An 18266-nucleotide genomic window follows, 5' to 3' on the forward strand; every position below is an offset into this window, starting at 1 on the left:
CGCCGCTGCTCAAGCGCACGGCCGGCCGTCTCGGTGCGCCGGGCGGGGCCGGACCGCACCTCCAGTACGGTGCCGATCCGGCCACCGAGACGACCGTGTCTGGATCAGCCCCCAGTCCGTCCGGCGCCCGCGGATACGTCTCGCCCCGCCGGGCGCCGGAACCCGGCGGGTGGTCGACGCCGAGACCCTGGTGGGGGCGCGGCCACCGGTGCGCTCTCGCCGCGACCGGTGGCCGGTTCACCGCCGCGCGGCCGGACTCAGCGGACGCGGACCGTGACGACCTCGGAGGCGTGCAGCCGCACGGGGTGGTGGTCGTGCTTGCTGGTCAGGCCGTACAGCACCGCACGGAATTGCAGGTCGCCGCGGTGTGCGGCGGAGCCGTGCGCGGTGACCCGGGCCTCGCCGCCGACCACGGCGCTGCAGGTCTCCTGGTGCCACGGCTGCTTGCCCGTGCGCTCCTCCAGGCACAGCTGGTGCAGGTGGCCGGCGCTGTCGTCGTCGCCGTGCGCCGTGATGGTGAAGGTCTTGCCGACGTGTGCCGTCCGGGGCGCGGCGATGTCCACGTCGCCCTTGGCGAACGCCGGCACGGCGGCCAGCGTCACCGCGGCCAGGCCCAGCGCGCCGATCACGGCCGCCCGGACGCCCCGCGCCCTCGTCTTCTTCGTCCCGTTCATGGGCTTCCCTCCCCTGGGTCCCCCGGCGTCCGGCGAGACCCGCTTCGATCCCAAAGCGCCCGATTGCGCCTCGCTGGTCCTTCAGACGGGTGGGCCGGTGGGTCGGGTTGGGTCCCGACCGGCGTCTTTACGAAACCCTGCCAAACCCCCCGAGTGCCCACCGGGACGGGAGGCACGGCTCAGGTGGCGGGGAGCGGGAGCCCCAGGGCACGCAGCACGCCCGGAGGTACGTCGACGGCTTCGAGGGCATCGGCCAGGCGAAGGGCCAGATCGGCGACGCGGAGGTCCGGGGGCGTCTCGGGCACGTCGTCGCCGAGGCGGGCCAGCCATGCGGCGATCTTGCGCCAGGAGTAGAACTCCGTTCCCCCCACGCCCGGTTCGGGGGCCGGAAACCCGGCGGACGCCTCCTGCCGCCGGGACAACTCCCGTCCGGAGCGCCGGGTGGCCTCCTCCAGGGTCACGATGTCGTCGTACCGGACACCGACCGCCCGCAGGCCGGGAACGAGTCGGAGGTCGCGGGCCACTTGGGCGACGGCGTCCAGGAGCGTCGGAGCGTCGATGTCGCACGACAGTTCTCTCAGCGCGCTCGCATCCGGAACACGCGCGAAGTCTCCTGGGTTCTCGGGGCCCAGTGTGTAGGAGACGGACCCGTCCGCGAAGGCATCACAGTGGTCGAAGACATCCGCCTGCTCGGCGGTGAGAGGCTGGTTGACCAGGAGGGTGAAGCTCCACTCTGGCACGGCGGCGGGTCCTTTCAGTGCTGGTGCTCCCGGACGAAACGATCGATCCGTTCGCCTAACAGCACACCACCCAGCCCCATCGGTGTCCGTTCTTGTCCGGTACCACCTGACACCCGGCCCGCTTCGCCCGTTCCAGGGCTGCCGCGACATCCCCGTCCTGGTGCCGCCCCTTGGAAATCACACACGGGACACTACCCAGCGCAACGCCTCGATCACAAAAAGCGATGGTCTGCGTGCCCTCGACCGGCCAGGGAGGCACCCGGACGCACCCCGGACGCCTTCTACTTCAGCGAGGCGACGAAGGGGGCCCAGGCGGTGGCGGAGAGGAGGAGGGCGGGACCGTGAGGGACCTTGGAGTCCCGGACGGGGACGAGGCCGGGGATGTCGTCGGCGACTTCGAGGCAGTTGCCGCCGCTTTCGTTGCTGTAGCTGCTCTTGAACCAGAGAGCGGCACCGGGGAAGTCACTGGCGACCTCGACGCAGTGGCCGCCGTCTCCGTTGCTGTAGGTGGACTTGCGCCAGAGGGCGTTACTCAAGTCGACCGGGATGCTTGCCATTTCGGTAGTCCTCAGCTGCTTGCTCGATGAGTCTCAGGGACGTCACGGGGTCCAGTGCGGCGGCCCTCAGACGACCGTATGCCCTTGAGTATTGCTTCACGAGTCCCGGGTCATCGATCAACTGCCCGTGGTACATCCCCTCGGTGTACATGAGCGGAGGGGCATCACGGAAGGTCAGGAACCTCGACATCCCCATCATGAACGGGTGGGGACCCATATTCCGCGGCACGATTTGCGGAAACGCGCGGCGCTTACGCATCACCTCCACCAGGTGGGCCAACTGCTCCGCCATCTCATCCGGGGGAAGGAACGGTTGCCAAAGGACCGACTCGTGCAGCACCACCCAGCTCTCCGGCGAAGCCGTGTCCTCGAAGAGCCAGGCCCGAGCGCGTCGGTCGGCTACCTTGGCCGCGAGCACTTCCTCGGACTCCGAGGGGTACGCGGAGAGAATCACGGCCCTGATGTACGGCTCCAGTTGGAGCGGCCCCGGAATCAGCATCGGATCCCACTCCTCGATCTCCACCGCCTGTTTCTCCAGCTCAAGTACATCCGCGAAGTACTCGGCGTGGCTGCCCTTCCTCGCCTTCCGCACATCCTCGCAATGCCTCTCGAAGAACCCGTCCGTCCCCAGCACCCGGTCCGCGTGCCGGGCCAGGTCGAGTGGCATCCGGCGCTGGCCGTGCTCGATGTCGCTGAGGTAGGACTTGCCGTAGAAGCTGCTCTCCAGGAACGCCTCCAGCGACAGGCCCGCCGCCTCCCGCTTCCACCGCAGCTCCTTGCCGTAGAAGGTCGGGACGCTCATCGAGCCGTCGATGTCCTTACGCCGAACCACGCGCTCACCGCCGTAACTCACCGTGCTGATTCCGCCGTTCGCGTCGTGGACGCGAAACCGCTTCCACGGTAGCGAACCGGGCGACACTCTGTGAGGTGTTCGTCACGCAACGCACAGAAGGCAGAGCAACCCCATGTCGGACCACTCCCCCACGCCCTACGACGTCACCCTCTGCGTAGAGGAGCTGCGCGCCGCCCTCGCCCTGCACGGCATCACGCTGCCGTCCCTCACCCTCCACCTGCCGAGCTTCGCGGCCCGGTACGGGGAGACCACGGGGCTCGTCGCGCTGGGCAACTGCAACATGACCACGGCACGGGCGCTCGCCGCCGTGCTCAGGAAGGCGGCGGGCGAGTGACGCGGCCCGTCGAACTGCGCGTACGGGCGACGCCGAAGGCCGTACCCGAAGTACGACTGCGGCTGCGGGAGTACGGCTACGACGTCCGCCTGTGCGCGACCGAACTGCTGACCAACGTCGTCGAGCACGTGGGCGAGGGAACGCCGGTCAGGATCAGGGTGCTCGGCGCGAACGAGCCGGGCCGGGTCCGCGTCGAGGTGACGGACCCGGACCCGCGCGGAACGCCCACCGTGCTGTCGGCGGCGGAGACGGCGGAGTGCGGGCGGGGACTGGTCCTCGTCTCCGCGCTGGCGGACAGATGGGGGGTGGAGCAGGGGCCGGGCGGCAAGACGGTCTGGTGCGAACTGGTGCCGGACCGGGAGCCGGCCGACCTGGCCGACCGGTGCGGGGCCTTCGTGAGGTGAGCCGGAGGGGCGGCGGGGGGTCACACGACCGAATGGCATTTGTGGGCCGTCCGGGTGACATGGCGCGTGTCACCGTTTGTCACCCGATGGGTTGGAAAGCAACGCATCGGCCCAGCCCGTGGGTCGCTCAACCCGCCGGTGTGAAAGGTGATGCCCCATGACCCTCGGACTGCGCAGGACCGTCGCCGCGGTGATCGTCGCGCTGACGGCCTCGTTCCTGCCGGCCGTCAGCGCGACGGCCGCGGAACCGGGCTCCCACGCCCGCGCGGGCAACTACTGTCTCGCCAACACGTGGAACACCCCGGAAGTCCGCACCCGGCCGTGCGACAGCTTCGACCGCGGCCAGCACTGGACCATCGACGGTGACATGATCAGGCTCACCTACGCGTCCGGCTACTGCCTCGCCAACACCTGGAACACCCCCGAGGTCCGCACCCGGCCCTGCGACGGCTTCGACCGCGGCCAGCACTGGACCATCGACGGTGACATGATCAGGCTCACCTACGCGTCCGGCTACTGCCTCGCCAACACCTGGAACACCCCCGAGGTCCGCACCCGGCCCTGCGACGGCTTCGACCGCGGACAGCACTGGACGGTCAACGGCCGGCAGATCAGCCTGACCTACGCCTGATCCACCGAGAGCGGCCCGCCCGGACTCCGCGGCCGATGTCCGGGCGGGCCTTCGGGGGAACGGGCGGGCGGCGGGCGTCAGTGGTGCAGCGCGTTCGAGCCCTCGGGCACGTGCGTGGCGACCACCCGTCCCACCGGCGGAGCCACCCGGCGGCGGTCCACCGCGTACGCCGCTCCGGCCACGCCGAGGCCCAGCACCGCGAGCCCCGCCCCGGTGAGCGCCGGGGACGTCGTGCCCCAGCCCGCGGCCAGGGCGAGCCCGCCCACCCAGGCGCCGCCCGCGTTGGCCAGGTTGAAGGCGGCCTGGTTGGCGGAGGAGGTCAGGGAGGGAGCGGCCGAGGCCTTCTCCATCACCATCAGCTGGAGGGGCGAGCCCGTCACGAACGCCGCCGTGCCCAGCAGCGTCACCGCCAGCGCCGCGCTCCACTCCGTCCGCATCAGCAGCGGGAACAGGGCGAGGACCACCACGAGCGAGCCCAGGCCGCCGAAGAGCGTGCCGCGCAGCGAGTGGTCCGCCAGCCGGCCGCCCAGCAGGTTGCCCGCCGTCGCGCCCACGCCGAACAGTGCCAGCAGCAGGGTCACGCTCGTCTCGGCGTACCCCGCCGCCCCGGTCAGCATCGGCGTCACATAGCTGTAGGCAGCGAACAGCGCGCCGAAGCCCGCCACCGTCGTGCCGAGGGCCAGCCACACGGGCAGGGACCGCAGCGCGGCCAGTTCACCGCGCAGGCCCGTCGAGGGGGCGTGCGTGTGGTCGCGCGGGATCAGGAAGGCCAGGGAGGCGATCGCCACCAGGCCGATCGCGCTCACCCCCAGGAACGTCGCCCGCCACCCCAGGTGCTGGCCCATCAGCGTGGCCGCCGGGACGCCCGCGATGTTGGCGACCGTCAGGCCGAGGAACATCAGCGACACCGAGCGGGCCTTGCGCTCCGGCGGGACCATGTTCGTCGCGACGACCGCGCCCACCCCGAAGAACGCCCCGTGCGGCAGTCCGCTGACGAAGCGGGCCGCCAGCAGGGAGCCGTTGCCGGGGGCGAACGCCGACAGCGCGTTGCCCGCCACGAACAGCGCCATCAGCGCGATCAGGACGGTGCGCCGGGACATCCGGGCCGTGGCGGCGGCCAGCAGCGGGGCGCCGATGACGACGCCCAGCGCGTACGCCGAGACCAGGTGGCCGGCGGACGGGATGGAGATGTGGAGGTCGTCCGCGACATCGGGGAGCAGCCCCATCATCACGAACTCGGTGGTGCCGATACCGAAAGCGCCGACGGCCAGGGCGAGCAGGGCCAGGGGCATGGAGGGGCCTGTGCCTTTCAAAAGCGAAGGGGGAGCAGCTGAATTGTTCAGCTGATGAACAAAGTCTCCCAGGCCCGCTATTCCGGCAGGTTACGAGCGCGTGTCCAGGTTCACACGGGCCGCCACCGGAAGGTGGTCGCTGCCCGTGCGCGGCAGCGACCAGCTGCTCTCCGGCGCCACGCCCTTGACCATGATCTGGTCGATGCGTGCCATCGGGAACGACGCCGGCCAGCTGAAGCCGAACCCGCTGCCCGCCGCGCCCTGCGTGGAGCGCAGCTGGGAGGTGACGCCGTTGAGCGAGCGGTCGTTCATCGTACCGTTGAGGTCGCCGAGCAGGATGACCCGCGGCAGCGTCTCGTCGGCGACGGCCTCGCCGAGCGCGTCGGCGCTGGTGTCCCGCTGCCGCGCGGTGAACCCGGCCTTGAGCTTCACCCGGACCGAGGGCATGTGGGCGACGTACACCGCGACCGGGCCCTCGGGCGTGGCCACGGTGGCCCGCATCGCCCGCTTCCAGCCGAGCTTGATGTCCACGGCCCGCACGCCGCTCATCGGGTACTTGCTCCACAGCCCGACCGTGCCCTCGACCGCGTGGTACTTGTACGTCGGCGCGAGCGCCCGCTCGTAGACCGGCACCTTCGCGGCGGGCACCTCCTCCAGCGCGAGGACGTCGGCGCCCGAGGAGGCCACCTCACGCGCGGTGCCCGCCGGGTCGGGGTTGTCCGCGTTGACGTTGTGCGTGGCCACCATCAGATCGCCGCCGCCGTTCGACTTGTCGGTGAGCAGCCCGCCGAAGAGGTTGAGCCAGACGATCGCCGGGAGGAGCACGGCGATGAGCGTGATCGCCGACTTCCGCCACAGGCCGAGCAGCAGCAGGACCGGCACGAACACGCCGAGCCAGGGCAGGAAGGTCTCGGTGAGGCTGCCCAGGTTGCCCACGGTGTTCGGGACGTGCGCGTGCAGCAGCATCACCAGTGCGAGGAGCAGGGTGATCCCGGTGAGCACGGCGCCCCGGCGCCAGATGCCCGGGTCGCCCCGCCAGGGGGCCAGCAGACGGTGCATCAGGCGCCGCAGCCGGGACCCCGGGCGTTCGGGCCCCGAGCCGCCGTCAGCCGTCTCCGTCATGTACGCCTGTTGCGCCATACCGTCTGCCTCACTGCCTGCCGTGCACACCGTTCGCCCCCTGGGTCCGACCCTAGGGGATGACCGGCTCCGTTCCACCGTCCCATGACGGCCGTACGCAAGACGAGGACGAACGGGTGGTGCCGGGGAGTTCCGGTCGGGCGCGTGGTGGCGGGTGTCTGTGACAGAACGGGCACATTAGTGCGATGTCGTACCGGAGCTGACGGGCCGTAGTCCTGCGAGGGTCGCGTCCACGATCCGCTCCGCCAGGTCCTCGGGGAGGTCGCCCTGGGGGCGCATGGTGGTGCGCACCAGCATGGCGCCGACGAACATGTCGTTGGCCAGTTCCAGGTCGATGTCCTCGCGCAGCTCGCCGTCGCGCTGCCCGCGCCGGAGCACCTCCAGCATCAGGGCACGGCGGGGCGCGACGACGCTCGCGTGGTAGGCCGCCCAGATCCGGGGGCTGGACTTCATCTGCACGTAGACGTTGTGCAGGATCGCGGAGGCGCGGCTGACCAGGCCGCGCCTGCGCAGGGACTCCAGCAGGACGATCAGGTCGTCGCGCATGGAGGTGCCGGGGAGCTCGGGGTCGGGCGGTTCGGCGGCGCGCAGGACGTCGACGAACAGCTCCTCCTTGCCGCTCCAGCGGCGGTAGATGGTGGCCTTGCCGACCCCTGCCGTGCGGGCGATGCGCTCGATGGAGAGTTCGGCGAGCGGTACGCCGTCCTCCAGGAGCTGCATCACGCCTTCCAGGATGGCCTGTTCCACGGCCTCGCTGCGGGGCCGGCCCCGGGCGGGGCCGGCCGCGCCCGGCTGGTTGTCGGCAAGGCTCACGTCATTCCGTCCTCTCGGTGTGCTGCGGGAATTCTCCCGCAGCCGCCTCCTCCCCCCGTGGAGCCTCGGTGGACACCGGTTCGTCGGCCGGGTGGCCGGCGCCTCAGTCCAGCGCGGCGACCAGTTCCGCTTCCTCGTTCTGCTGTTCGTCCGGCTGCGGCCTGCCCGGCAGGAACAGGGCCGTGACCAGGGCGCCGATCAGGGCGACGCCGGTGCCCCACAGGGCCGTGACGTGCATGGCGTGCAGGAAGGCGTCGGCGGCCGGGCCGACCAGGAGCTTGCCCTGGGGGCCGAGCTTCTCGGCGATGCCGAGGGTGGCCTCGATGGAGTCGCCGGCCTTGTCGCGCAGGGCGGCGGGCAGCGGCGTCAGCTTGTCCTCGATGCCGTTGCGGTAGGCGGTGGCGAGCACCGAGCCGAGGACGGCGATGCCGAGGGCGCCGCCGACCTGGCGGAAGGTGTTGCTCAGCGCGGAGGCGGAACCGGCCTTCTCGCGGGGCAGCGCCTGCATGATGACGACCGAGGTCGGCGTCATGATGTGCGCCATGCCGGCGCCCATCAGGAAGAAGATGACCTCCAGCAGCCAGATCGGGGTGTCGGCGTCGAAGGTGGCGAAGGTCGCGAGCGTGCCCGCGATCACCACCAGGCCGACGGTGGTGGTGGCCCTGTTGCCGAACCGCTGGACCACCAGGCGGGCGCGCGGCGCGAAGATCATCTGCGCGGCGGCCAGCGGCAGCATCAGCAGGCCGGACTTGAGCGGCGAGTAACCGCGCACGCTCTGGGTGTAGAAGACCGAGAAGAAGGTGACGCCCATCAGCGCGAAGAAGACCAGCGCGATGGCGGCCATGGCGGCCGAGAACACCTTGTTCTTGAAGTAGCTGACGTCCAGCGACGGGTGGTCGCTGCGCTTCTCGAAGACGACGAAGGCGGCGAGCACGACGACGCCGCCGGCGATCGTGGCGAGCACGGTCGGGTCGGTGAAGTCGGCCAGCTGGCCGCCCTTGATGATGCCGTAGACCAGCAGCACCAGGCCGACGACGGACAGGACGACGCCGATCGGGTCCAGACGGCCCGGGTTCGGGTCGCGCGAGTCGGGGACCAGCCAGAGCATCAGGCCGAGCGCGATGATCACGATCGGCACGTTGATGAAGAAGACCGAGCCCCACCAGAAGTGGTCGAGCAGGGCGCCGCCGGTGATCGGGCCGATGGCGATGGCGAGGCCGACGCCGCCCGCCCAGATACCGATGGCCTTGGGCTGCTCGTCGCGCTCGAAGACGTTCATCAGGACGGCGAGGGTGGCCGGCATGACGAAGGCGGCACCGAGGGCCATCAGGGCGCGGTAGGCGATCAGCTGGCCCGGGGAGCCGGACTCGGCGGCGAGGGCGGAGCCGATGCCGAACAGGGCGATGCCGCCGAGCAGCACCTTCTTGCGGCCGAGGCGGTCGCCGATGAGTCCGGCGGTGAACAGCAGGCCCGCGAAGACGAGCGTGTAGGCGTTGATCGCCCACTCGATCTGGCTCTGCGTGGCACCCAGGCCGGTCGGGGCCGGGGTGGAGATGGTCTTGATGGCGACGTTCAGGATCGAGTTGTCGAGCACCACGATGAGCAGGCTCAGCATCAGCACGCCGAGGATGGCCCAGCGGCGGCGGTGCACCGCCTCGGGTATCCGGGAGGCAGGGACGGAAGTAGTCATGTGTTCGAGCCTAATCGGATTCCGATACGGAACCGTCTCGTATCTTAATTAATTTGCCGAGAACTTACCCGTACGGGGGGTTGACTTTGCCCGAAGCGGAAGGGTGGCTTCGGGATGACGGCAAGGATCACGGGGGTGCTCTGGCCCTGAATGGCACGAGGTGCCACCATGGAGTCGATCCGGAGACGCCGTACGGGCGCTTCGAGATGACTGAAGGAGCCGTTGCCATGACGCAGCTTTCGGCTGCCCAGAACAAGCCTTCCGACGGCAGCAAGGCGCTGTACGGGGGGAAGGGCACCCGCCGCATCACGGTCCGCGACATCACCCTCGCCAAGGAGCGGGGCGAGAAGTGGCCCATGCTCACCGCCTACGACGCGATGACCGCGTCCGTCTTCGACGAGGCCGGCATCCCGGTCCTCCTGGTCGGCGACTCGGCGGGCAACTGTCACCTCGGGTACGACACCACCGTGCCCGTCACCCTCGACCAGATGACGATGCTCTCGGCGGCCGTCGTCCGGGGCACCGGCCGCTCCCTGATCGTCGCCGACCTGCCCTTCGGCTCCTACCAGGAGGGTCCGGTGCAGGCGCTGCGCTCGGCGACCCGGCTGGTCAAGGAGGCCGGCGTCGGCGCGGTCAAGCTGGAGGGCGGCGAGCGCTCGCACGACCAGATCCGGCTGCTGGTGGAGTCCGGCATCCCGGTCATGGCACACATCGGGCTCACCCCCCAGTCCGTCAACGCGATGGGCTACCGCGTCCAGGGGCGCGGCGAGGAGGCGGCGGCGCAGCTGCTGCGCGACGCCAAGGCCGTGCAGGACGCGGGGGCGTTCGCGGTGGTCCTGGAGCTGGTCCCGGCCGAGCTGGCCGCCGAGGTGACCCGGACGCTGCACATCCCCACGGTCGGTATCGGCGCCGGTCCCGAGACGGACGCGCAGGTCCTGGTGTGGACCGACATGCTGGGGCTCACGTCCGGCCGCGTCCCGAAGTTCGTCAAGAAGTACGCGGACCTGCGCGAGGTCATGGGGTCCGCGGCGAAGTCCTTCGCGGAGGACGTCGTCGGCGGGGCGTTCCCGCTGGAGGAGCACTCCGTCCACTAGTGTTTTCCGTTCGGATCAGGCTGGATCAGGAGCCCGGCCTGATCCGAACGAGAGGCCCTGGCCACCACGGCACCACCGGCAGCCCCGCTGATCCTCCCCCGTCGGCGGGGCTGTCCCCTGTCCGCCCCCGGACGACTCCGGTGCCGGGGGGGCTGTCGGTGGGTTGTCGGCCGGTTGTCGGTGGTTTGTCGGTGGGGCCTGACATGGTCGTCCCCATGACGCGAATCGATGAGAACCCCGGCGGCGGACGGAACGCCGTGACCGTGCGGGGACTGGTCAAGCACTACGGCGAGACCAAGGCGCTGGACGGCGTCGACCTGGACGTGCGCGAGGGCACGGTGATGGGCGTGCTGGGCCCGAACGGCGCCGGCAAGACGACCCTCGTACGGATTCTGTCCACCCTGATCACCCCGGACGCCGGCCGGGCGACCGTGGCCGGCTACGACGTCGTGCGCCAGCCCCGGCAGCTGCGCAGGGTGATAGGCCTCACCGGGCAGTACGCCTCGGTGGACGAGAAGCTCCCCGGCTGGGAGAACCTGTACATGATCGGCCGGCTGCTGGACCTCTCCCGCAAGGACGCCCGCGCCCGTGCCGACGAACTGCTGGAGCGGTTCTCCCTGACGGAGGCCGCCAAGCGCCCGGCGAGCACGTACTCCGGCGGCATGCGCCGCCGCCTCGACCTCGCCGCCTCCATGATCGGCCGCCCGGCGGTGCTGTACCTGGACGAGCCGACCACCGGCCTCGACCCCCGTACCCGCAACGAGGTGTGGGAGGAGGTGCAGGCGATGGTCGGCGACGGCGTCACCGTGCTGCTCACCACCCAGTACATGGAGGAGGCCGAGCAGCTCGCCTCGGAGCTGACCGTGGTGGACCGCGGCAAGGTGATCGCGACCGGCGGCATCGAGGAGCTGAAGGCCCGCGTCGGCGGCCGCACCCTGCGCGTGCGCCCGGTGGACCCGCTGGAGCTGGGCCCGCTCGCCACGATGCTGGACGAGCTGGGCATCACCGGCCTCGCCACCACCACCGTGGACAACGAGTCCGGCACCCTGCTCGTGCCGATCCTCAGCGACGAGCAGCTGACGGCCGTGGTCGGCGCGGTCACCGCGCGCGGCATCACCCTCTCCTCCATCACCACCGAACTGCCCAGCCTGGACGAGGTGTTCCTGTCGCTCACCGGCCACCGCGCCGGTGCCCCGCAGGACACCACGCCCGCCGACGCCCGCCAGGAGGCCGCCGTATGAGCGCCGTCACCACCAACGCCACGCCGGGCGCCGCCGACGTCCGTATCCCGCTGCGCGGGCACCTGCGGCACACCGGCGCGCTCATCCGCCGCAACCTGCTGTGGATCCGGCAGGACCCGGAGTCGATGTTCGACGCGCTGCTGATGCCGATCGTCTTCACCCTGCTGTTCGTGTACGTCTTCGGCGGCTCCATCGGGCAGGCGCTCGGCGGCGGCCAGGAGCGGTACGTCCAGTACGTCATCCCGGGCATGCTGGCGATGATGAGCATGACCCTGTCCCAGGGGGTCGGCACCGGCTTCAGCCAGGACTTCAACAGCGGTGTGATGGACCGGTTCCGGTCGCTGCCGATCGGGCGCGGCTCGGTGCTGTTCGCGAAGATCGCCGTGGAGCTGGGCCGGATGCTGTTCGCGACCGCCGTGCTGATGGTCGTCGCCGTGCTGGTCGGCTTCCACATCACCAACTGGCCCGGACTGTTCGCCACCGTGGGCCTGTCGGCGCTGTTCGCCTCCTCGATCATGTGGGTCTTCCTCACCCTCGGCGTGATCCTGAAGAGCGCGCAGTCCGTGCAGGGCGTGGGCTTCCTGGTGCTGTTCCCGCTCCAGTTCGGCTCCTCGATCTTCGCGCCCACCGCGTCGATGCCGGGCTGGCTCCGGGCCTTCACCGACTACAACCCGCTGTCCACGCTCGCCGACGCGGCCCGGGGCCTGATGGTGGGCGGCCCGGTGGCGCACGATCTGTGGGTGACCGTGGGCTGGGCGGTGGCGATCACCGCGGTGATGGCGCCGGTCGCGATCCACAAGTTCCGTACGAAGAGCTGACGTCCGCCGTGGCTCAGAGCAGGGCGGTGGCCTCCGCGAGGGAGAGGCCACCGCCCTCGGCGTAGGCCGCCCGGTAGGCCCGCTCGTCCAGCGCCTCCCGGATGCGGTCCTCGGCCATGGCGCGGGCCCGCTGCTCCATGCCGGACAGGATGTGCCCGTCCGGCAGCAGGGCGTCGGCGGCGGCCAGCGCGCGGGCGGCGTCGGCGGCGCGGGCACCGGAGGCGACCCGGGCCAGCGCCATGGAGCCGGCGGTGAGGGCGAGGGAGGGCAGCTGCGGAGTGACGGCCTCGGCGAGCGGGTCATCGGCGTGCCGCATCGCCGTGCGGACCCGGCCCAGGGCCTCGTCCTCACGGCCGTCCAGCGCGTCCAGCAGGGCCTCCTGGCAGAGGATCACGGCGTCGAAGACGACGAAGTTGGCGACCCTGAACTCCTCGCGCAGCAGGGCGATCTGCTCGCGGGCCTCGCCGGTGTTCCCGGTCAGGCCGAGCCAGCAGGCGAGGAAGAGCCGGGCGGCGGGCATCGCCTCGCTGTGCGTGTTCTCCTGACTCGCCACGACCTCCCGCAGCAGCCGCTCGCCCTCCTCCAGCTCGCCCGACTCCATCAGCACGCTGCCGAGGCGGGCGGAGAGCACGGCGGTCTGGGCGCGGGCGCCGAGGCGTTCGGCGTGTTCGATGGCGGCCCGGTAGTCGACGGCGGCCTCTTCGTAGGCGCCCTTGCGCTCCCGGGCCTCGCCGCGCGCGGACAGGGCCTCGGCGGTGCCCCAGTCGTCGCCAAGACGGCGGTACAGGGCGAGCGCCTCGTCCGCGTCGCGGGTGGCGTCACCCGCCCAGGCGGAACGGTTGGCCAGGAGGTTGGCCCGCCACTGGAGGGCGCCGGCCAGTTCCCACTCGAAGCCGGGGGTCTCCCGGCAGGTGCGTACGTTGGCGTCGACGATCGTCCGCATCCGCTCGGCCCCGCCGGTGAGCATCACCGCGAAGAACCACACCATGCCGGGCGCCCGGCAGGTCTGCGGCATCCCCGCGTCGTAGACCTCCGCGACGGTGCGCAGCTTGGCCCGCGCCTCGGGGCTCTGCCAGGCGTCCAGCTCGGTGTCCATGCAGGCCATGTGGGCGAGGTGGAGACCGCGCCGGGCTTCGTGGAGCAGTTCCCCGGTGTACGGCGGCGGGGTGTCGGTGCAGCGCTGCCACACCGGTTCCGCGCGGCGCACCGGCTCGGTGAACGGGTCCGGGCCGAGCGTCATGACCTCGCGGCACCAGGTGCGGGCCTCGATCCGCTGGTCGCGCATCTGCCAGAACCACACCAGGGACAGCACCAGGCACAGCGCCTCCTGCTCGTCGCGCGCGGCGACGGCGTGTCTGAGGGCGGTGCGCAGGTTCTCGTACTCCAGCTGGATCCGGGCGATGGCGGCGCGCTGCTCCGGGCCGCGCAGCAACGGGTCGGTGGTGCGGGCCAGTTCGCGGTAGTACGTCAGATGGGCGCGCTCCGCCTCGGTGCGCCGGCCGGCCTCGGCGAGCCGTTCGGCGGCGTACTCGGCGACGGTCTCCAGCAGCCGGTAGCGCATCGTGCCGTCGGCCGAGGGGGCGGCCACCACCAGGGACTTGTCGACCAGGGAACCGACGGCTTCCAGGGCGACGGGCCCGCACACGGCCTCGGCCGCGGCCAGGTCGCAGCCGCCCGCGAAGACGGACAGCCGGGCGAGGACGTCGCGTTCGTCGGCGTCCAGCAGGTCCCAGGACCAGTCCACGACGGCCCGCAGGGTCTGCTGGCGGGGCAGCACGGTGCGGCTGCCGGAGGTGAGCAGCCGGAACCGGTCGTCCAGGCGGTCCGCGATCTGCCGGGGCGACAGCATCCGCAGCCGGGCGGCGGCCAGTTCGATGGCGAGGGGCAGTCCGTCCAGGCGGCGGCAGATCTCGGCGCAGGCCTCGGGGTCTTCCTCGACACGGAAGCCGGGGCGGGCCGCGGCGCCCCGCTCGGCGAACAGCCGGAGCGCGACGGGCTCGGGCAGCGGCTCCACCGGGCGCACCAGCTCCCCCGGAACGCCGAGGGGTTCGCGGCTGGTGGCGAGGACGGTCAGCCCGGGGCAGCGGGCCAGCAGCCGCTCGGCCAGCCGGGCGGCGGCCTCGACGACGTGCTCGCAGTTGTCGAGGACGATCAGCATCCGGCGCCGGGCGCAGTGCTCCACCAGCCGGTCCAGCGGGTCGTGCCCGTCGACCACGGCACGCATGCCCTCGGCGCCGGCGCCGTGCAGCACGGTCTCGCGGGCGCCGATCGCGGTGAGCACGGCCTGCGGCACGGCCTCCGGGTCGTCCACGGGGGCGAGTTCGGCCAGCCAGACCCCGTCGCGCACGGAGTCCCGCACCGCCTCGGCGGCCTCCTGCGACAGCCGCGTCTTCCCGGCACCGCCGGGCCCGAGCAGGGTGACCAGGCGGGCGGTCCCGAGATCGGCCCCGATCGCCGCGAGATCGGCCTCCCGGCCGACGAAGGAGGTGAGCCGGGCGGGGATGTTCCCCTGCCCGCCCTGACCGGAGGCGCCGGCCCGCTCGCCGTGACCATTCGGTTCACCGGGGCCGCCCGGGACGCCGTGACCGCCGGGGTCGCCGCGACCGCCTGGGTCGCCGTCGCCGTACGGGCCGGTGGGGCCGCCCAAGCCGCCACGGCCGTCCGGGGCGCCCTCGCCGTACCGGCCGCTGGGGTGGCCGGGGCCGCCGTCACCGACCAAGCCGCCGCGACCGCCCGGGGCGCCGTCGCCGTATCGGCCACCGTGTCCGCCCACGGTGCCCTCGCCGTACCGGCCGACCGGACCGCCGTCGCCGTACCGGTCGGTCCGGGGCGGTCCGGGGAGGTGGCCGGCTCCGTCGGTCGTGGTCAGCAGGCGGGTGTGCAGGGCGCGCAGTTCGGGGCCCGGGTCGGAGCCCAGGCGGTCGGCGATGAGGCGGCGTACGTCCTCGTAGGCGGCGAGCGCCTGGGCCGGGCGGCCGAGGTCGCGCAGGGCGCGCAGGCGCAGGGCCTGGAGCGGCTCGTCCAGGGGGTGGGCGTCGCACAGGGCGGTCAGCTCGGGCAGGGCGGATTCCGCCTGGCCGAGGGCGAGGGCGGCGGTGTGCCGGGCGCGCAGGGCGTCGAGGCGGCGCGTCTCCCAGCGGGCGGCCTCCGCGGTGTGGTCGGGCAGGTCGGCGAGGGCCGGGCCGTGCCACAGCGCGAGGGCGTCGTCCAGGACGGCGGCCGCCTTGGCCGCGTCGCCCTCGGCCAGGGCGGCGAGGCCGTCGCCGGTGAGCCGGTCGAAGCGGGTGAGGTCCAGGTCGTCCGCGGTGGCGGCGAGCCGGTAGCCGCCCTCGGCGGAGGCGACGGCGTCCGCGCCGAGCGCCCGGCGCAGCCGGCCCACCAGCGCCTGGAGCGCCCCGGCGGCGTCGGCGGGCGGGTCCGCGCCCCACACCTCGTCCACCAGCACGCCCACCGGCACGGTCCGCCCGGCCCGCAGCGCCAGCACGCTGAGCAGTGCGCGCAGCCGCGCCCCGCCGACCGGGACGGCCGTGCCGTCGGGGCGGAGCGCCTGGGTGGGGCCGAGGAGGCGGTAACGCACGGGGTTCATTGTCTCCGAGGCTCGGGAAGCGGTCAGGGGGCGGTCACCGGCCGGGGCCGGCCGCCCCGTCGAGGTCGAGGGTGACGAGGACGCCAACGGTACGACGGACGCGGCTCAGGCCGTCCGCCGTGCCGAGGTCACGCTCCTCGAAGGACTCCGGACAGCGGTCGACGGGTTCCCGGGTCACGGAGCCGGGCACCGGTTCCAGCCCGCGTCCCGTGGACCGCAGGACGAGCCCCTGCCCGGGGCCGGGGGGCTCGACGGCGACCGGGCGGCAGGTGTACTCCTGGTGCACCAGCTCGATCTCCCGGACCCGCCCCGCGGTCCGCCCGTCGGTCCCGCCGTGGTTCTGCACCCAGGCCTCGGCGCCGTACCGGCGGTCCGTCCCGGCGCAGGCGACCAGCGTCCAGGTCACCTCGTCGCCCACCGCGAACGGCGTGCCGCAGCACTCCAGCTGCCAGTCCTCGTAGAACACCCTCTTGCGTGGCATTCGCATACTGTCCAGGAACCGGACGGCGCGTGCGAGACGTTTTCCCCGTGTCCGCCGGGAACTCCCGGATCAATCCGTCCGCCCGTCTCAATCCGTCCGCCCGTCGCAGGAGCAGGAGCCGCCCATGACCACCGCCACCATCCGACCCGGCGACCGGAGGATCAGTCCGGTTTTCGTCGGGATCCTGGCCGTGACGGCGGTCGCCGGCTGGGCCACCTGGACCGGCTATGCCGCGCGGCCCGGCGTCGCGGTGTTCCTGTTCGTGACGGCGGCCTGGATCCTCTCCCTGTGCCTGCACGAGTACGCGCACGCCCGCACCGCCCTGCACAGCGGCGACATCACCATCGGCGCCAAGGGCTATCTGACCCTGAACCCGCTGAAGTACACGCACGCGCTGCTGAGCGTCGTGCTGCCGGTGCTGTTCGTGATCATGGGCGGGATCGGGCTGCCGGGCGGCGCGGTGTTCATCGAGCGGGGCCGCATCCGGAGCCGCCGGCGGCTGAGCCTGATCTCAGCCGCGGGCCCGCTGACGAACGCGCTGTTCGCGGCCGTGTGCACCGCCCCGTTCTGGCTGCACGCGCTGGACGGCGTGCCGCGCGACTTCCGGTACGCGCTGGCGTTCCTCGCGCTGCTCCAGGTGACGGCGGCGCTGCTGAACTTCCTGCCGGTGCCGGGGCTGGACGGCTACGGCGTGCTGGAGCCGTGGCTGTCGTACCGGGTGAAGCGGCAGGTGGAGCCGTTCGCGCCGTTCGGACTGCTGTTCGTGTTCGCGCTGCTGTGGGTGCCGTCGCTGAACACCGCGTTCTTCTCCCTGATCGACACGATCCTGCGCGGGCTGGGCGTGGACACCGCCTTCTCGGACTGCGGTTACTGGCTGTACCGGTTCTGGAACGGCACCCCCGAGGTGTGCACGTTCAGCCCGTGACCGGCCCGTCCTGCGCGGCGGCGCGGGCCCGCTTGACGTAGTACCAGGTCATGTTGGACGACAGGCCCGCCAGCAGCACCCACACGATCCCCAGCCAGCTGCCCTGGACGAAGGAGACCACGGCCGCGGCCACGGAGAGCACGCAGACGACGAGGGTGTAGAGGGCGATGCGGGGCATGACGGGTGGCTCCTGTCGGGGGACACTGCTACGGCGAACAGTGTCCCCCATGGCCGGCGGCGGCTCGTAGGAAGGTCGGCCCGGACCCGCCGGACGAAGGTCACACGTCGGTGAGCCGCAGCCCCGCGTGCGCCTTGTAGCGGCGGTTGACCGAGATCAGGTTGGCGACCAGCGACTCGACCTGGTGGGCGTTGCGCAGCCGGCCCGCGAAGACGCCCCGCATGCCCGGGATGCGCCCGGCGAGCGCCTGCACGATCTCCACGTCGGCGCGCTGCTCGCCGAGCACCATGACGTCGGTGTCGATCCGCTCGATCTCCGGGTCCTGGAGCAGCACGGCCGACAGGTGGTGGAAGGCGGCGGTGACCCGGGAGTCCGGGAGCAGCGCGGCGGCCTGCTCGGCGGCGCTGCCCTCCTCGGGCTTGAGCGCGTAGGCGCCCCTCTTGTCGAAGCCGAGCGGGTTGACGCAGTCCACGACGAGCTTGCCGGCCAGCTCGGCACTGAGCGACTTCAGCGTGTCGCCGTGGCCGTCCCACGGTACGGCGACGATCACGATGTCGCTGCGGCGCGCGGCCTCGGCGTTGTCGGCGCCCTCGACGCCGTGGCCGAGTTCCCCGGCGGCGGCCTGGGCACGGTCGGCGGACCGGGAGCCGATGATCACCTTCTGCCCGGCCCTGGCGAGCCGGTAGGCGAGTCCCTTGCCCTGCGGCCCGGTGCCGCCGAGCACGCCGACGACGAGTCCGGAGACGTCGGGCAGGTCCCAGGGGTCCTTGGCGGGAGCCTTCTGTGCGCTGTCGGTAGAGGTCATGGGGTGACTC

At 72.1% G+C, this 18266-nt stretch carries 19 protein-coding genes; 7 read left to right on the forward strand and 12 right to left on the reverse strand.

Annotated elements, in window-relative coordinates; translation table 11 throughout:
- Positions 1-257 precede the first annotated feature (257 nt).
- The 4 genes from FRZ03_RS32375 to FRZ03_RS32390 form a co-directional block, all read right to left on the reverse strand.
- A complete protein-coding gene (locus FRZ03_RS32375) occupies positions 258-674 on the reverse strand; it encodes a hypothetical protein (protein ID WP_146468626.1) in 417 nt (138 codons plus the stop codon).
- Positions 675-853: 179 nt separating this feature from the next.
- Positions 854-1414: a hypothetical protein gene (locus FRZ03_RS32380; protein WP_146468627.1), complete on the reverse strand. Its 561-nt coding sequence runs from the start codon at positions 1412-1414 to the stop codon at positions 854-856.
- 281 nt (positions 1415-1695) lie between these two features.
- A complete protein-coding gene (locus FRZ03_RS32385; RefSeq protein WP_261399432.1) occupies positions 1696-1950 on the reverse strand; it encodes a DUF397 domain-containing protein in 255 nt (84 codons plus the stop codon).
- A complete protein-coding gene (locus FRZ03_RS32390; RefSeq protein WP_146468629.1) occupies positions 1943-2773 on the reverse strand; it encodes a helix-turn-helix domain-containing protein in 831 nt (276 codons plus the stop codon). The genes FRZ03_RS32385 and FRZ03_RS32390 overlap by 8 nt, the downstream gene beginning before the upstream one ends.
- 163 nt (positions 2774-2936) lie before the next feature.
- Between FRZ03_RS32390 and FRZ03_RS39540 the strand changes: the two genes are divergently transcribed.
- From FRZ03_RS39540 to FRZ03_RS32400, 3 genes are all read left to right on the forward strand, one after another.
- Positions 2937-3158 carry a hypothetical protein gene (locus tag FRZ03_RS39540; RefSeq protein WP_186785739.1) on the forward strand — a complete coding sequence of 74 codons (222 nt, stop codon included), beginning with the start codon at positions 2937-2939 and terminating at the stop codon, positions 3156-3158.
- A complete protein-coding gene (locus tag FRZ03_RS32395) occupies positions 3155-3562 on the forward strand; it encodes an ATP-binding protein (protein WP_186785740.1) in 408 nt (135 codons plus the stop codon). The genes FRZ03_RS39540 and FRZ03_RS32395 overlap by 4 nt, the downstream gene beginning before the upstream one ends.
- 157 nt (positions 3563-3719) lie before the next feature.
- Positions 3720-4193 (forward strand): RICIN domain-containing protein, encoded by a 474-nt coding sequence (locus tag FRZ03_RS32400; RefSeq protein ID WP_146468630.1) that lies wholly within the window; start codon positions 3720-3722, stop codon positions 4191-4193.
- A gap of 77 nt (positions 4194-4270) precedes the next feature.
- Here the strand turns inward: FRZ03_RS32400 and FRZ03_RS32405 are convergent, their stop codons facing one another.
- The 4 genes from FRZ03_RS32405 to FRZ03_RS32420 all read right to left on the reverse strand — a co-directional run bounded on the left by FRZ03_RS32405 (position 4271) and on the right by FRZ03_RS32420 (position 9128).
- The gene (locus tag FRZ03_RS32405; RefSeq protein ID WP_146468631.1) at positions 4271-5485 is read right to left on the reverse strand and encodes an MFS transporter; all 1215 of its coding nucleotides are present in this window, start codon (positions 5483-5485) and stop codon (positions 4271-4273) included.
- Positions 5486-5575: 90 nt separating this feature from the next.
- Positions 5576-6544 (reverse strand): endonuclease/exonuclease/phosphatase family protein, encoded by a 969-nt coding sequence (locus FRZ03_RS32410; RefSeq protein ID WP_398661605.1) that lies wholly within the window; start codon positions 6542-6544, stop codon positions 5576-5578.
- A 258-nt stretch (positions 6545-6802) separates the two neighbouring features.
- Positions 6803-7438: a TetR/AcrR family transcriptional regulator gene (locus tag FRZ03_RS32415; RefSeq protein WP_186785741.1), complete on the reverse strand. Its 636-nt coding sequence runs from the start codon at positions 7436-7438 to the stop codon at positions 6803-6805.
- Positions 7439-7541: 103 nt separating this feature from the next.
- Positions 7542-9128: an MFS transporter gene (locus FRZ03_RS32420; RefSeq protein ID WP_186785742.1), complete on the reverse strand. Its 1587-nt coding sequence runs from the start codon at positions 9126-9128 to the stop codon at positions 7542-7544.
- Between the two features lie 227 nt (positions 9129-9355).
- Here FRZ03_RS32420 and panB point away from each other — a divergent pair, with 227 nt between their 5' ends.
- The 3 genes from panB (at position 9356) to FRZ03_RS32435 (ending at position 12281) form a co-directional block, all read left to right on the forward strand.
- Positions 9356-10222 carry a 3-methyl-2-oxobutanoate hydroxymethyltransferase gene (gene panB, locus FRZ03_RS32425; RefSeq protein WP_146468633.1) on the forward strand — a complete coding sequence of 289 codons (867 nt, stop codon included), beginning with the start codon at positions 9356-9358 and terminating at the stop codon, positions 10220-10222.
- Between the two features lie 215 nt (positions 10223-10437).
- Positions 10438-11463 carry an ATP-binding cassette domain-containing protein gene (locus FRZ03_RS32430; protein WP_186785743.1) on the forward strand — a complete coding sequence of 342 codons (1026 nt, stop codon included), beginning with the start codon at positions 10438-10440 and terminating at the stop codon, positions 11461-11463.
- Complete coding sequence (locus tag FRZ03_RS32435; RefSeq protein ID WP_146468635.1) at positions 11460-12281, forward strand: ABC transporter permease; 822 nt, start codon at positions 11460-11462, stop codon at positions 12279-12281. Before FRZ03_RS32430 ends, FRZ03_RS32435 begins: the two co-directional genes overlap by 4 nt.
- A 13-nt stretch (positions 12282-12294) precedes the next feature.
- On the opposite strand, the gene FRZ03_RS32440 is transcribed toward FRZ03_RS32435, so the two are convergent.
- Complete coding sequence (locus FRZ03_RS32440; protein WP_146468636.1) at positions 12295-15867, reverse strand: AfsR/SARP family transcriptional regulator; 3573 nt, start codon at positions 15865-15867, stop codon at positions 12295-12297.
- A gap of 34 nt (positions 15868-15901) precedes the next feature.
- The gene (locus tag FRZ03_RS32445; protein ID WP_261399433.1) at positions 15902-16348 is read right to left on the reverse strand and encodes a DUF6578 domain-containing protein; all 447 of its coding nucleotides are present in this window, start codon (positions 16346-16348) and stop codon (positions 15902-15904) included.
- Between the two features lie 124 nt (positions 16349-16472).
- Here FRZ03_RS32445 and FRZ03_RS32450 point away from each other — a divergent pair, with 124 nt between their 5' ends.
- Positions 16473-17273 carry a site-2 protease family protein gene (locus FRZ03_RS32450; protein WP_146468638.1) on the forward strand — a complete coding sequence of 267 codons (801 nt, stop codon included), beginning with the start codon at positions 16473-16475 and terminating at the stop codon, positions 17271-17273.
- Here the strand turns inward: FRZ03_RS32450 and FRZ03_RS32455 are convergent.
- Together FRZ03_RS32455 and npdG are read right to left on the reverse strand one after the other, a co-directional pair.
- Complete coding sequence (locus tag FRZ03_RS32455) at positions 17263-17502, reverse strand: hypothetical protein (protein ID WP_180331348.1); 240 nt, start codon at positions 17500-17502, stop codon at positions 17263-17265. The two genes, FRZ03_RS32450 and FRZ03_RS32455, sit on opposite strands and share 11 nt — an antisense overlap.
- Before the next feature lie 49 nt (positions 17503-17551).
- Complete coding sequence (gene npdG / locus FRZ03_RS32460) at positions 17552-18256, reverse strand: NADPH-dependent F420 reductase (protein ID WP_146468640.1); 705 nt, start codon at positions 18254-18256, stop codon at positions 17552-17554.
- Positions 18257-18266: the final 10 nt, after the last annotated feature.

The organism is Streptomyces misionensis, from assembly GCF_007896895.1.
Taxonomy (GTDB): domain Bacteria; phylum Actinomycetota; class Actinomycetes; order Streptomycetales; family Streptomycetaceae; genus Streptomyces; species Streptomyces misionensis_A.